The following is a 14,453-nucleotide window of genomic DNA, read 5'->3' on the forward strand; positions in this document are numbered from 1 at the left end:
CGGGGACCGCCCTCGCTGCGTCGGTTCGGCACCAGGATATCGTCGTACATACGGCGACGGTGCGACGGGCGGCCACAATACGATGGGGTCTCGCGAATCCGAGGGGGTCATATTCGACCGGGGCCTCGAGGTGGGCGCGGTCCTGAGGGCCGCGCGTCACCGATAGCGGGCCCACCGAAATAATTAAGCAGACTGTTAATTTATCAGTTAGACTATTATATACATACTATAGCGCTGTTCCGGGACCGGCGCTTCGGCGTCGCGGAGTCGGCGCCCGTGACGGCGACGTGCAACGCGGGTCACGAGAAACCAGCGCCGGTCGGACGCCTTCCACCGACGGTTTCCCCGCTGAGTTCTGAACGGACCGTTTCGGCAGTCACTCGAGTATTGACGGCATAACGCGCGTCGGACGGAATATGATCGCCGACTTCGGAATCGGACGGCCCGGCGGTTCCGACCGATCCAGCGGCCCGTCGATGCGATTCTGCTGTCTTTACCGGCCGGCGACACGCTGCTCGACGCGTTCGGCCGCGCGGCTGCGGGTCGGCGCCTTCCGGAGCCGACCGCGAACGGTGACCGATGGCCGATCGACGCAATATAAAAGTAATGATGATCGTATAAGTCTGATACGATGTCGGTGTAGCGGGCGATTCCCGACCCGAACAGCGCGCACGACCCTCTCGCTAGCGGACGTCTCGGTTCGACCGGGTCGCTATCTCGGCGAGGGGCGGGCGGTTCCGGTTTCGCGTACACGGAGCCGTCCGCCTTTCGTTCCTCGCCCACTTCGGAACGGGTGCCGAGCTCCAGGAGCCACGGCCTGACACGGATAAGTTGTTGGAGTACGGTACTCGAACGGGGCCGGGTCAATCTTCTTTTACGCCTTCGAGCAAAGGGGACGGGCCGCGTTTGTGCCGAGCACGTTATTCAGTGGATCGGATCCCGGGGTGGGTGGCGCGTCCTTCTCCCGGAGGGCCTCGCGAGCCGCGCACAGTTCGCCTGGACCATCTCCGCTTACATATTTTCGCGGGTCCTCTCGATCGGTCTCGCGCCGTTTATGATCTATTTCACTTGGAGGAGGGACGTGCGGACGGGACGGGACGAGCCGGGTTCGGGACTGCGCTCGTTCTGGGTGAAGGTGCTCGCCGTCCGGCTTCGTTTATGGGGACGGTCACCGGGATTCCCGGATGAGCTTTCAGTTCGGGGACGAAACTTCCCGCAACCATTCGGGCGTGGCGGATGAGCTCATCGGCGGTCCGCTGGCCTTTTCGGGAGGGCGAAGGATGGCCTTCTTCCTCGAGGCCGCTGTTCCTCGGGCGTTCTGCTGCTTACGGCCGCGGGGCGCGTCCGGGGACGGGGCGTACGCTCTCTCGTCGGTGCTCGTCGGCGTCGGCGCCGGTGGCTTGTCGGGGGTTTCTGGATCCTGATCGTCAACGCGTTGGGATGCAGACGCCGGAGGGGATACGAAATGTTCCCCGGAACGGTGTGTGGATGGAGGCGGCCGGCTCACGGGGACCCAGCGGCCGCGTCCTCACCCGCGCATGCCTTGGAGACGTTCACAGATCAACGGCGTCGCTGATCGCGGTCGCGCTACTGCGGTCCGGCGTCTCCGGCCGTTACATCGTCTGGAAGACCCGCGGGAGTCAGGCGGCGGGAAACACCGCGCGAGCTTGCCGTGGTGATCCTTTGCTCGTCACTTGCGGCCGCTGCAGGCCGTTCCACGGCGACGGCCTCCGCCGTCACGGTCGAGGACACGCAGCCGCGAGTTTCGGCGGGCCATGGAGCGCCCCTAGAGACGGACGAGGCCGACTTGCACCTGCTGGCGTTCCCGGGAGCGAGGTCGACGCGCTCACGAGGCCGACCAACCTCGGTCACGCGTGAGCCTGCCCAGAGCGGCTCGTTCCTCGCCAGCCGGGGCGACTTCGACGCCGGGAGGGTGACCGGTTGAACGAGTACCGAGGAGAACGCCGCCCGTCGCGCTCGTGTTTCTGCGTCGTTCCGCGCGATGGTCGGACTTCGGCTTCCTGGTTCACGCGTGCGCTGTGGGCGGTACCTCACGTACGGCGGCGGCTTCTCGACAGCGACCGCTACCTGAAGGCGATGGTCGCGGCGTCGCCCTCGGATACGCCGCCGCTGCTCACGGGCTGGTACGTCAACCGAATCGGGCCCAGCCGGTGGCGTCATTCAGGGGCGCAACTCAGAACCGGTTTGAGGGGCGTCTCTCGGACGCTGACCGGGGCGGGAGCGACCCTCACGCTGTCGCGTTTCGTCGTCGTCTACCGTCGGCTGTTGACGACGGGCGGCTCGTACGTCTGAAGGGTGGCTGATCCAAGACCGAATCCGAGGCGCTCGCGTTGAACGGAGCCGGAGCGGCAGACAGCTGGCGCGGTCCGCTCCCGGAGGTGAAGCGACGATGACTGAGTCGCTGCTGCCGGTCGACGCCTACTCGTCGCGTCGCTGCCGGAGAATCTGTCGCCGCCGTCAGGTCGCGCTGGGGATGTACGTCGCTCACGGGTCGACTTCGGCATCGGGATGCTGTTACGCGACGCGGACGACCGAACACGAGCGGGAGACGTTCCTGGCGGTTCGTTCGGTCCGGTCTGGGGACGCCAACGAGGTGTGCTTGATCGCCTCGCGACGATGGCTTGCTTGGCGGGCGTTCACCGCGCGTGCTACTCCGCGCTGTTGGCCGACCCATAATCTGCCTCGCGGATCGGGCTCGTCTTCGCGCTGCTGTATCCGGGACTCCGGTCCGGAGCTACGCGAACAGCGCGACGACGAGCGGTGGGAGCGGTACTGTACTACGCGTTCGTCGGCGCAGCGCCACCGCACCGCTGCTGTTCGGTGATGCTCGCGGGTCGTTGGGCGTTCGACGTCGCTGACGCTGTCGCTTCCGGCACTGCTCACCGGCGTCGCCTCGTCGCCGGTCTCGATCGTCACGGGGAGCGGCGTTCCTCGCGGCGAAAAGCGACCCGGACGTGGCGTCGGAACTGCGGGGGTACGGAAACCGCCGCGACGCTGCGATACCTCGGCGTGGACGGTCGCGCTGCTGGCTCCGTCGTCGCGGACCGCGCTGGCGGCGCGCGGAGGCGATACCGCTTCGCGCTCGCGGTGGCGGTCGTTCGCCTTTTCGATCGCCCGGGGTGGCCGGGGCCCTTCTGGGCCAGACGCGGCGGCGTACCGCGGCCTGGCTGTCGAGCGCGCTGACAGCTTCCCCCGCGCTGTGAGCGTGTGCTCGCGCTCCATGCTGTACCGACGCTCTACCCGTCGGACCGGGCTGAGCGTCAAGGGGAGCGGTCGGTCTCGCCGCTGGCGCTGAACTCTGGTGGACCGTCCTCGGTTCCCCGTGTTGCTACGGTATGGTACTTCAAATTCCTCTACGGCGGTGTTCAGCGGCCCCCGTCGAGCCGGAGGTGCGTACGGGAGCTGACCGTCAAGCGTCGGACCGGCGGGACCCCGGACGCGGGATCCCGCTCGCTTCGGCGCGCGGAACGCTCAGAGCAGAACCGTCTCTGAACACCTTCCACCCGCCGTTCCGCAGATAGGGTGGCCCTCGACGCCGTCGCCGCCGACGGTGGTACCCCGGTCGGTACTCCAGGCGGCCGTCGACGGCGGTGAGGTCCGTCGGCAGGATGACGCCGTGAGACGCGCCGGCGTTGCCGTTTCGCGTCGTGGTCTGGGGCGGAAGAGGCGGTCTCCTCCGAGAATGGTGCGAGGCGGGGCGTACACGTCCGGCGTCGACAGCACCCGAACGTCCGCGACGAAGCCGTGCCGTAGCGCCGCGCGACGCAAGTCCCGGACCGTCAGCTTCTCCGGAAGTCGTGGACCGTGACGGCGCGCTGGACGGCGGTCGTGACCGTGCTGGCCCGTCGGGGTTGATCCCGGTGGAGTACGTGTTATCGACCGTGAGGCCGTCGTCCCGCTTGCGTACACCTCGACGGGGAAAGTCGTTGCCGCGGGGCGTCTCCCCTCGACCGTACGCGCCGAGACGGAGGGTCGCGTTTCCCGCCCCGCGTCTCGACGCAGTAATCGTAGTTGAGCTGGCTCGTGCCGCCGACCATCTTACAGGCGGCGCCGCGGAACCGGACCCCGCCTCGGTTCGCGGTGAACCGGCACCCCCAGAGGGTCGTCCCGTGCGCGCGGCCGAGCGGTCGGTCCTGATCCGTCGCCGCCGCAGTTCACGCTTGGCACGTGTTACCAGTCGTGGCCGGAAGGTGCGGAGTCCGGTGTACCGTCGACGAGGACGGCGTGGTCGGCGGTCGAGTAGAAGGTGAGTTCTCGAACGAGGGGCGAAACGGCGGCGGCGCGGAGCCGCAGACGGATCCCGCCGCCGACGACCTTGAGGTCCTTGACGAGCGGGTTGTTCTGGTAATGTCGCCGCTTCCGGGCCGACGACCTCCAACACCGTCTCGTCGTCTCGCCGGCGTCGATGACCGACGCCGAGGGTGGCCCCCCACAGAGGGTGACCTGTTTCTCGCGGCAGTCGAGTTCGATGGGAATGACTCGCCCGCCTCGGGGGCGTCGTGTACGAGGACGTGTGAACGAGACGGTGTCGGCCGTTCGTCGGCGTCCGCACGCCTCCGCGACGTCCCGTAAGCCGTCCGCGCCGACGAACGCCGGCCGCGATGTCGTAGTCGCCCGACGGGTCCGTCGCGCCTTCGTCTGAGACGGCCGTGCGGCCCGTCAGTCTGTGGCGGCGGCGGCATCCCGCCGATCGACGGTCCGATCCGCCGGCGACTTTTCACAACGAGGCCCGCACAGACGCCTGCCGCGGAGTCCTTGCGAAGTGGCGTGTGGTTCTGACCACGAGCGGATCGAGCTCTCCCCAACATTCAAGTACTTTCATAAACTCCGATAAGCGACCGTCTTACCCGGGGTCGGTGGGTCCGCCCCGGTCCGTCGCACCGCGCTCGTCCATCGGGTCAGCCGGGCGACGACGTTACGCCCCGGAACCGACCGGCTGGTCGGCTTTGTCACCGGATAATAACGTCCCTGCTCCCCCCGCACGACGGATGACGTGCGCGCTGATACCGCTCGGTCGAAGCCGCGAGGACACGCGCGCCAGGCTGTCGCGCGCGACGGCGACGCAGCTCCGGCGGGGTTCCCGGCTCCGGCGCTCGCGCCGCCGGAGCCGCGTCTTTTCGCGCGATATTCAGGGACGAGGTCCGGTGGTGCGGCTCCACCCTCCTGCGTCGCGGGCAGGCGTTGGCCAGCCCCGAACCCCTGTACGGGTTGGACATCTCGGAGCGTCTGTCAGCGAGCGACGTCCACGCCTCGTCCTGTGTCGGGCCCCTGGCTCCGGGCGTCGGGGAGCGCTCCCGAGACGAGCGCGAGCGAGATTCCCCGACGGCGGACGACGTGCTCAACCAGTCGTCGTGTATGGTGGTGAGGCGAGGATTCGCGGGTTCAGGAGGGGTGGGGCGGCGAGGCGACGGGCTCGCCGCGGAGACGAAAACGTCGCCAGTCGGGCTGCGATCAGAGATAGCGGCGCAATCGCCGGCCGCGAGACGCCCGCGTGAGCGCGTGCGCGGGGGAACCGGCCCGGTCGCAGCGCGCTCGGCGGGGGTGGTACTCCGGGCGGTCAGCGGAGGGAACGGCGGGCGGAGCGGAGGAGGTATCGCATCGCGAAACCGGAGGAGTGGGCGCGGAGCGCTCTCTCCCTCGGTCGCCGAGCGGCGGCGCCGGGGGCTCGAAACGGCGTCGCTCGCTCCGTCGAGGCGCGGTGTCGCGGCTGCGATGGCGCGAGCACCGACGGCTCGCGGACGCGACGCTCTGCGGTGCCGCACAGCAGGGAGCGCCGTGCAGCGGCAGGTACGTGCGGTCCGGGTGATCGGTGGGCGCTCGTGTTCGGCGTCGTGCGAGCGGGAGTTCGGGCGTCGCCGACGCGGACGACCCGGCGCCGCGTGGGTCGGTCACCCGGACGCCGGGCGCGCGTGGCGTGGACGGCGGACGCGGCCGACGCGACGCTGCTCGTCTCCCACGGCGGGACCGAGTACGTCCCGGTTCCCGCCGGTGGAGCGGCGACGACGCTCCGCCGCTTCGTCGACGACGGCGTCGACGCCGTCGTCGGCCACCATCCCCACGTCCCTCAGGGATGGGAGGAGGCGGACGGGACGCCGGTGTTCTACAGCCTCGGGAACTTCCTGTTCGAACAGCGGCGGCGGCCGAGCACCCGCGAGGGGCTCGCGGTCGAACTCGCGTTCGCGGGCGACACGCCGGTGTCGGCCGACCTCGTGCCGGTCGAGTTCGCCGACGGCCGGGTTCGGGAGATACCGGAGGGCGAGCGCAGGGACGCGCTGCTCGGTCGCGTCCACCGCCTCGGGCGACTCACCGCCGAGGACCTGGAGGCGCACTGGCAGGAGGTCGCCGATCGGGTGTTCCTCCAGCGGTACGCGGGTTGGCTCCGCGAGATCGGGGGCGGAGACCCGGTGAAGGGGCTGTGCAACCCCGGCGATCACCTGCGGAAAGGAGGGCTGTGGGAGGCGGGCGGCCGGGAGTCCGAACTGCTCGTCCTGCTCAACCTGATCCGGAACGAGTCGCACCGCGCCGTCGTCGAGACCGCCCTGGAGCTCCGGACCGGGATCGCGACCGATCGCCGCACTCCGGACGCGATCGAACGGACGCGGGAGCTCCTCGAGGAGACGGAGGACAGGCCGGTCGTCGATCCCCCGTCGAAGTCGCGGCTCAGGGCGGAAGCGCTGGTGAGCCGTCTCGTCGGAGACCTGCCGGGGATCTCCCGTCGTTCGGCCGGCGACGGGGCCTGAGCCGACCGGAACTGAGCCGACGCGGAGTCGGGGTGGTCAGTCCACGACCCGCTCGACGAGCGAGGTGGCCCGGGCACCGACGGGGTCCGGAAGCCCGGCGACGCCGCGTTTCACCTCGTCGAGCGTGACCAGCCGCGTCGCGATCGCGACCGCGACGTAGACGACGAACCCGGTCGGCGGCACGAGCGCGAGCGTCGGGAGGGTCCCCGCTATCGCGTTGGCGAGCGGGTGGATGACCGCCCCGGTCGCGCCGGCCGCGACGGCCACGCGCCCGAGCCGGAGATCCGACAGCGGTCGGTAGCCGAGTCGGCGGGCGCCGGCCACGTGGAACAGCGGGAGCGACCCGTAGCCGACCGACGTGGCGATCGCGGCCCCCTCGATACCGTAGGTCGGGATCAGGAGCGCGTTGAGCGCGACGTTGATCAGCGCCGATAGCCCCGTCGCGGCGATCATCACGCGGAGGTCGCCCTTCGCGTGGCTGACGGCGAGGATCGGGCGAGCGATCGCGAAGCCGATCGTTCCGGGCAACAACAGGAGCAGCGGCGGGACGGACGCGACGTACGCGGGACCGGCGTACAGCGGGACGACGTCCCGCGCGAGAACCGCTAACCCGACGGCGAGGAGCATCGTGAGCACCAGCGTGTACCTCGTGATCGCGCTCGACAGCCGAGTCACCCGTTCGGTCTTCCCCTCCGCCCACAGGTTCGACGTCGACTGGATGATCACCGACTGGAGCGCCCGGGGGACGAACCAGAGGAACTCGGCGATCACGAGGGCGATCTTGTAGTAGCCGACCTGTGCGCTCGCGGTGAACCGCTCCAACATCAACACGTCGACGTGGTACAGCGACGTGAGGAGGAAGATGTACACCACCGAGAGGTGGTTGAAACTGAGGAGCCTCGACCGCGGGAACGACGCCGGCGTCGGCGTGAACACGCTCGCGAGCGAGAGCCGTTTCGAGATGAAGTACAGCGACAGCGCGATCTCGATGACGCGGGCGACGAGGTGCCCGAGCAGCACCCCGAGCACGCCGTAGTCGAAGTAGACGAAGGCGACCGCGAACGCGCCGAACGACACCTTGTGCACGACGCCGATCGGCTCGGAGACGTGCTCCAGTTTGAGCCCCATCAACACCCGGCGCGCGTACTCGCCGAACTGCGAGGCGAACACGAGGAGACCGAGCACGGAGGCGTAGCCCGCGAACTCCTCGCCGAGCGCGGCGTCGACGAGTCCGATCTGCGCCGCGCCCACCAGCAGCGCCGATCCGAGGAACGCGAACAGGGCCGCGAATCGGAAGTAGAAGCCGAACACGTGGTCTTTCCACCGGTCGGCGTCGCGCTCCTCGGAGATGAACTTCCGCGTCCCGCTGTTGACCCCGGAGCTGACGAGTATCATCAGCAGCCCGAACATCGCCATCAGCGTCGCGTACTGCCCGTAGGCGTCCTCCCCGAGAAGCCTGACGAGCAGGGGCGTGATGAACACCGCCGCCGCGACGATGACGAACTTCCCACCGACGACCGAGAGGAACGCGGAGGCGAACGTTCGCTTCACGGGGCGCTCTCGCCTCGACTCGTTTCCCCGTCGGCGAGACCGAACCGGCCCAGCGGGCGTCGACGTCGCCCCGCCCGGCTCCCCGCGAACTCGCGCGTGGCGACCGGAATCGCGTCGCGCGGTCGGCTCGGCTCCGCGGCGGCTCCCGGCCTCGTCGCGCCGTTCGCGGGGGAACGACGCCGTCGTCGTCGTGTCGTGCTCACGGCTGGTCGTGTGCTATCCGCCGTCGGGTCTTTCTTACCCGGCTGCTAAGGTGCCCGGTCCGCGATCGCGGATCGGATCGCCGCCCGCCCGTCTGCCGACGCGTCTCCCTCCCGTCGATCGACCGTCGTCCGGTCGGTCGCTCCGTCGTCCGAACGCCGCCCGCTTCCGAACGTCGACTCGAACTTCGCGACGACGAGGTCCTCGATGACGAGGAGGTCCAGTCCCGTGCCGAAGAAGTCCTTGATCGCTTCGATCGGTTCGGTCACGATCGGCTCGCCGTGATCGTTGAACGAGGTGTTGAGCAGCACCGGCGTCCCCGTCAGCTCCTCGAACTCGCGCAGCAAGCGGTGGTATCGGGGGTTCGCGTCCGCGCTCACGGTCTGGGGGCGCGTCGTCCCGTCCGCGGGGTGGAGCGCCGCCGGTATCTCGTCTCGCTTCTCCGGCTCGACGTCGAAGCTCCTGATCATGAACGGCGCCGCGGTCGCGTCCACGAGGTAGTCGTCGGCCGCCTCCTCGACCATCGAGGGGGCGAACGGCCGCCACTCCTCGCGGTGTTTCACGGAGCGGTTCACCCTGTCCCGCGACGCCTCGCTCCGCGGGCTGGCGAGGATGCTCCGGTTTCCGAGCGCCCGCGGGCCGAACTCGAGCCGGCCCTGGAACCACCCCACGATAGCCCCAGACGCGAGCGCCTCGGCGACGGTCCGCTCTAAGTCGTCGGGTCTGGCGTACGCGAGCTTGTTGGTCTCGATCCGTTCCTCGACGGCGTCGACGTCGTACTCGGGCCCCCAGTACGCCGTCTCCATCGGCTCGACGTCGGTCGGATCCCGGTCGATCCAGCCGGCGCCGAGCGCCAGGCCCGCGTCGTTCGAGGCCGGTTGAACGAACACGTCGTCCACCGACGGGAGCTCCATGACCCGCTTGTTCAGCTTGCAGTTGAGCGCGACGCCGCCCGACAGCCCGACCCGGCCGGTGCCGATCCGGCGACAGTACGCGTCGACGAGGTCAGCGACCGTCTCCTCGAGCAGCGCCTGTGCGGTGTGGGCGAGGTCTTTCTCCCACTGATCGAAGTCGGTGGGCTCCGCCTTCGCGGACCGTCCGAACAGCTCCTCGAGCCGCTCGACCCCGTAGTCGGTCCCCCACCGCCCCGTGAGCCCGGTCACGTCGTAGTCGACGCCGGTGTCGATCACGCTCCGGAGCGCCGACTCGATCGCGGGGTTCTCGTTCCCGTACGGCGCGAGCCCCATCACCTTCCCCTCACCGTTGAACATCCGGTAGCCGAGGAACTCGGTGACGACGGCGTAAAACAGGCCCAGGCTGTTCGGGTGGTCGTACGTCCGTACCCGTTCGAGCCCGTCCGGCGTCCCGTGCCAGACGACGGTCGAGTCGTACTCGCCCTTCGCGTCGATGGTGAACACCGCCGCCTCGTCGAACGTCGAGGGGTGGAACGCGCTCGCGGCGTGACACGCGTGATGGGACCGGAGCGACACGGACGGGACGGGCGTTCCGATCTCCGCGAGGCGGTCGGTGACCTCCGCCTTCGGGAAGTACCGCGCGACCAGTTCCTTTCGGACCGCGTTCGAGAGGTTGTTCAGCTTCTGTATCGCGCCCCCGATCCGGATCGAGTCCCGGAGGTGGTAGCCGAGGATGTTCGATCGGAGCGTCGGGTCGTACGGCAGGACGACCTCGTCGACGTCCGATAGGTCGAGACCGCGGAACTCCAGACACGCCTCGATGGACCGCGAGGGGAAGGTGGCCGTCGCGTGCTTCCGTCTCGTCAGCCGTTCCTCTTCGATCGCGAAGCGGAGCTGACCGTCCTCGAAGAGCGCGGCGCTCGGATCGTGTCGACCGTAGAGGCCGACAGCGGGCTTGAACGAAAGGGTGTACTGCGGCATGTCACGCCCGTCGTCCGCGACACGGTAATTTACCGTGGGGATAAACCCGCGATCTCGGCACCGCCCACCATCGCCGGAGGGCGTCGCGTCGCCGATGGAACGCGCGACCCCGATCGCCCGCGATCAGCGGCCGGCAACGTCGGGGACGCTCGTCCCCGAGTCGCCGTTTCCCGACGACCGGCTATCGGAGATCGACCGCCTCGCCGTCCGCGTAGACGGTCGCGCTCCCGTCGACCGAGACGGACTCGACGACTCCCGTGAAAGCGTAAGAGTCGGGCTCGTTGGTGGTGCGGCCGGTGACGGTGCCGTCGTCGGCGATCGCGTCGTAGCCGTTGCGCGTCGCGCCGTGCGCGGTCGACTTCTCGACATCGCCGTCGACGGTGAACTCGTAGTGGGCCGTCGCGCCGCCGCCGTCGATCGTGATGGTGGACACCCCGAGGAACGCCGGTTCGATCCGGTCGCCGTTCAGCGAGACGGCGACGTCGCCGTCGGCCTCGAAATCGAGAACGGGCCCGGAGAGGCGGTAGGAGTCGGGTTCGTTAGTGGTGCGGCCGGTGACGGTGCCGTCGTCGGCGATCGCGTCGTAGCCGTTGCGCGTCGCGCCGTGCGCGGTCGACTTCTCGACGTCGCCGTCGACGGCGAACTCGTAGTACGCCGTGGAACCCCCGCCGTCGATCGTGAGCACGTCGGCGCCGACCGACCCCGCCTCGACCGCGTCCCCGTCGACGGTCACGTCAACCGGCGCGTCGGCGTCGAAGTCGACGACGTTCCCGGTGAACCGGAAGGAGTCGGACTGGTTCGTCGTCCGGCCCGTGACGACGCCGCCGTCGATCCCGTCGTAGGCGTTGATCTCGGCTCCGCCGGCTGCGGACGACGTCACGGCGCCGTCGACGGCGAACTCGTAGCGGGCGGTCTCGCCTCGGCCGGTGACCGTGATCGTCCGCTCGGGTCGCGTGATCAGGCCGTAGTTCCGCAGGTGGCGCCACACGGCGGCCGACGTCCACGCGACCTGCCGGGCCATCGACAACCCGTTGTACACCGTTTCGAAGATGATCGACGGCGTGTCCCGGTCGGCGCCGATCTTGTGTTTGAGCATGTCCGCCGTCCCGTCGACGCTGGACGAGCCGGTGAACGCGTACGTCGGCATCGACGCCGGAACGTACTCGTCGTTGAGGAACGCGCGGACGTCCGCGGCCTGGTCCCTGGCGTCGCCGGCCCGCGTGGGAAACACCGCCTGTCCGACGCCCTCGTCCTCGCTGTGGATCCCCCGAGAGCTGTGGAGGTCCCAGACGAAGTCCGGGTCGTGTTCGACGACCACGTCGTCCCAGATCGCCTGCGCCAACCTGCTTTTCGGCCGTTCGCCCGCCGGGAAATGCCGGTTCAGGTCCCAGGTGCCCCACGGCCGGTGGCCGGCCTCGATGGCCGGGACGTTCGCTCGGGGGAGGACGACCAGCGTCCCGGCGTCGATCCGCCAGTCTTTGATCCGCTCCGCCGCCCGGTAGCCGCACGCCTCGTTCCCGTGGAGACCGCCGACGACGAGGACCGTCGGCCCAGAGGCCGCGCCCTCCGTCACGTAGACGTCCGTCTCCTCCTCGGTTCCCGTCCTGATCGAATAGCTCGTTCGATCGGACGCCGCGGCCGCGCCGCCCGCCGCCCCGAGCCCGCAGGCCGCGGCCGCGGCGGCACCGATTCCCCTGAGGACCGTCCGCCGCGTGCTGTGCAGTTCCGCCGTCCGCTCACTGATTGCCGAGTTCATCTGTCTCTGGATGGATCCATCCGAACGACACACATATACTATTTCTAACATTTAGGGAAGCGGGTCCCTCACCTCGCGGTAAGCGATCGGCGCGCCGCGGCGGCCGGAAGCGAGCGGTGCTCGAAACCGTCCGTCGAGCGGGGCCGGCATTAGACGGCCGATAATTAACCCCCTCGCGGCCGTCGGTACCGTATCGTGGTTCCGCGTTACCGCCGCGTCCGACCGGGCCGCCTCGAAGGAGTCGGCCTCGTCGGCCAATTCGGTGGCATCGGCGCGCTTCGACGACACGCCTGCCGATCGCTCGGCCGAGACGGTGGTGACGAGCCGGGATGAGACAGGACGTCCCGATCGCCCTCCTCGGCCTCGTCGCCGGCGCGGCGATGCTGGCGGTCAACCTCGTCGTCTCCCACCCGCTGGCGAAGACGATCCCGCTGACGGTCATCGCCGCGTGTTCCGTCTACCTCCTCGCCCGGTGGCGGCCCGACGCCGACCGACCGACTGCGGCGCTGTTCGGCTATCCGCAGGTCGGCCTCGCCGTCGTCCTCTTCGGCGTCGCGCTGCTCGTCGCGCTGTCGGCGCTGACCGGCGGTCGCTCGGTTCCCTTCTACGTGATCGCCAGCCTCCTCGGTACCGTCGTCCTCCTGCAGCTCTACTTCACGCCCGAGGAGTTTCTCCACCCGCCCGCGCTGCTGGCCGAGGTGGTCCTCCTCGTCGCCGCGCTTCGGTTCCCGGCGCTGTACGCGGTCCCCGGCTACACCGGCATCGACGTCTGGATTCACGTCCCGGACATGACCCGACGCCTCGTCGAGACGGGCAGCGTCGCCGGGATGGGCGACTCGAAATACCTCGGCGCGCCCCTGTATCACCTCCTTGTCGCCGTCACGTCGCTGTTCGCCGATGTCCCGCTCCGCGCGGCGCTGTACCTCTCCGTCGGGACGGCGCTGGTCGCCTCCTTCGCACTGGTGTTCGCCGCAACGCGGTACCTGACCACGGTCCGGTGGGCGCTGTTCGCGATGGCGCTCTACGGGCTGGCGGGGTACGTCACCCGCTGGAGCATCCACCTCATCCCGACGAGCATGTCGATCGCCATCTTCCTCGGGATCGTCTTCCTGTTCGTCAGGCGGTTGGAAGGAGTCGCCTCCCTGCGAGACGACGCCGCGCTCGTCTTCCTCTTCCTCGCGCTCGCGTTGACCCACCAGCTGTCGTCGGTCATCGTGTTGACCGTTCTCGGCGCCGCGCTGCTCGCCCACGTCGCGTACGTGTCACCGGTGTTCCCGCTCGCGAGAGCCTCCGGCGGTCGGGGCGTCACCGCCGGGACCGCGACGACGTTCGGCGTCGCGACGGCGACGCTATTGGGGTACGTCGTCTTCAACTCAGGGCTCCTGTCGTTCGTCTGGAGCCAGACCCCGTACTACGGGGAGACGCTACTCAACGGCGCCGTCACGAGGATGCGAGAGAACGTCGCGACGCTCTCGGCGGGCGGAGGGGCCCCCGAGCTCGGCGAGGACGTCGGGGGCCCGGACGCGCTCCCGTATCAGTCGCTGCTGACCTACCTCGACAGGCTGGGATTCCTCCTGCTGCTGTTCGGAACCACGGTCGGGACCGCCGTGACGACGCGGGCCGAACGACTCCGGGAAGCGACCGCGGTCCTAGTCGGGTGGGTGGCGGCGCTGCTCGCTGTCACGCTCGTCCCGCCGCTGTTAGGGATCAACTCGCTCCTGCCCGGTCGCTGGTACCCGTTCCTGTACGTCGGGATGGCGATGCTCACGGCCGTCGGGTTCGGGTACCTCCGCCGCGACTTGGCGGCGCCGGCGTTCGTCGCCGTCGCGGTCCTGTTCGCGCTCGTCTATCCGGGGGCGATGATCCTCTCGACCCAGGCGACGCCGGACGCGCCGGCGTTCGACGAGCACAACGTGAAGTACAGCTACACCGAGTCCGAGCTCGCCGCCGCGGAGACGCTTATCGAGCGCACGACGATGGACGGCGGCGGACCGATACACGCCGACCACCCGTACGTGCTGACGCTCAACCGCCTCGGCGACGTGCGGTTCGGCGTCGGAACCGTCGGCGAGAACGGGACGATCTCGGACGACAGGGCGATCTATCGGTCGTATCAGTCGTCGGACGCGCCCGTGTTCAACGTCGGCGGGGAGCAGCGCGTCCGACAGCTTCCCGAGGACGCCGTCTGCGGGCCGACCAGAGACAGGGTGTACACGAACGGCGACCTCCACTTCTGTCCGCGATAGCGGGCGTGCGGTCGCCGGCGGACCGCGGTCGCTTCCGTCGCCG

The 14,453-nt window shown here is 69.3% G+C and carries 5 protein-coding genes; 2 read left to right on the forward strand and 3 right to left on the reverse strand.

Going from position 1 to position 14,453, the window contains the following annotated elements; translation table 11 throughout:
• Positions 1-5,930: 5,930 nt before the first annotated feature.
• Entirely contained in the window at positions 5,931-6,761 is an 831-nt protein-coding gene (locus tag DJ82_RS14915) for a CapA family protein (protein WP_198948009.1), read from the forward strand.
• Between the two features lie 36 nt (positions 6,762-6,797).
• On the opposite strand, the gene DJ82_RS04090 is transcribed toward DJ82_RS14915, so the two are convergent.
• The 3 genes from DJ82_RS04090 to DJ82_RS04100 form a co-directional block, all read right to left on the reverse strand.
• Positions 6,798-8,312: an oligosaccharide flippase family protein gene (locus DJ82_RS04090; protein WP_094581122.1), complete on the reverse strand. Its 1,515-nt coding sequence runs from the start codon at positions 8,310-8,312 to the stop codon at positions 6,798-6,800.
• 248 nt (positions 8,313-8,560) lie between these two features.
• Positions 8,561-10,408, reverse strand: coding sequence for a carbamoyltransferase C-terminal domain-containing protein (locus tag DJ82_RS04095; protein WP_094581123.1), 1,848 nt, complete (start codon positions 10,406-10,408; stop codon positions 8,561-8,563).
• A 181-nt stretch (positions 10,409-10,589) separates the two neighbouring features.
• Positions 10,590-12,164, reverse strand: a complete 1,575-nt coding sequence (locus DJ82_RS04100) for a succinylglutamate desuccinylase/aspartoacylase family protein (RefSeq protein WP_158217274.1) — start codon at positions 12,162-12,164, stop codon at positions 10,590-10,592.
• A 329-nt stretch (positions 12,165-12,493) separates the two neighbouring features.
• Here DJ82_RS04100 and DJ82_RS04110 point away from each other — a divergent pair, with 329 nt between their 5' ends.
• The gene (locus tag DJ82_RS04110; protein ID WP_094581125.1) at positions 12,494-14,410 is read left to right on the forward strand and encodes a hypothetical protein; all 1,917 of its coding nucleotides are present in this window, start codon (positions 12,494-12,496) and stop codon (positions 14,408-14,410) included.
• Positions 14,411-14,453 lie beyond the last annotated feature (43 nt).

The organism is Halorubrum sp. Ib24 (genome assembly GCF_002252745.1).
Lineage (GTDB): Archaea > Halobacteriota > Halobacteria > Halobacteriales > Haloferacaceae > Halorubrum.

Bases quoted from the DNA above. Each gene is read 5' to 3' on its own strand.
- DJ82_RS04095 (WP_094581123.1), bottom strand. From the start codon at position 10,408: ATGCCGCAGTACACCCTTTCGTTCAAGCCCGCTGTCGGCCTCTACGGT.
- DJ82_RS04110 (WP_094581125.1), top strand. From the start codon at position 12,494: ATGAGACAGGACGTCCCGATCGCCCTCCTCGGCCTCGTCGCCGGCGCG.
- DJ82_RS04100 (WP_158217274.1), bottom strand. From the start codon at position 12,164: ATGAACTCGGCAATCAGTGAGCGGACGGCGGAACTGCACAGCACGCGG.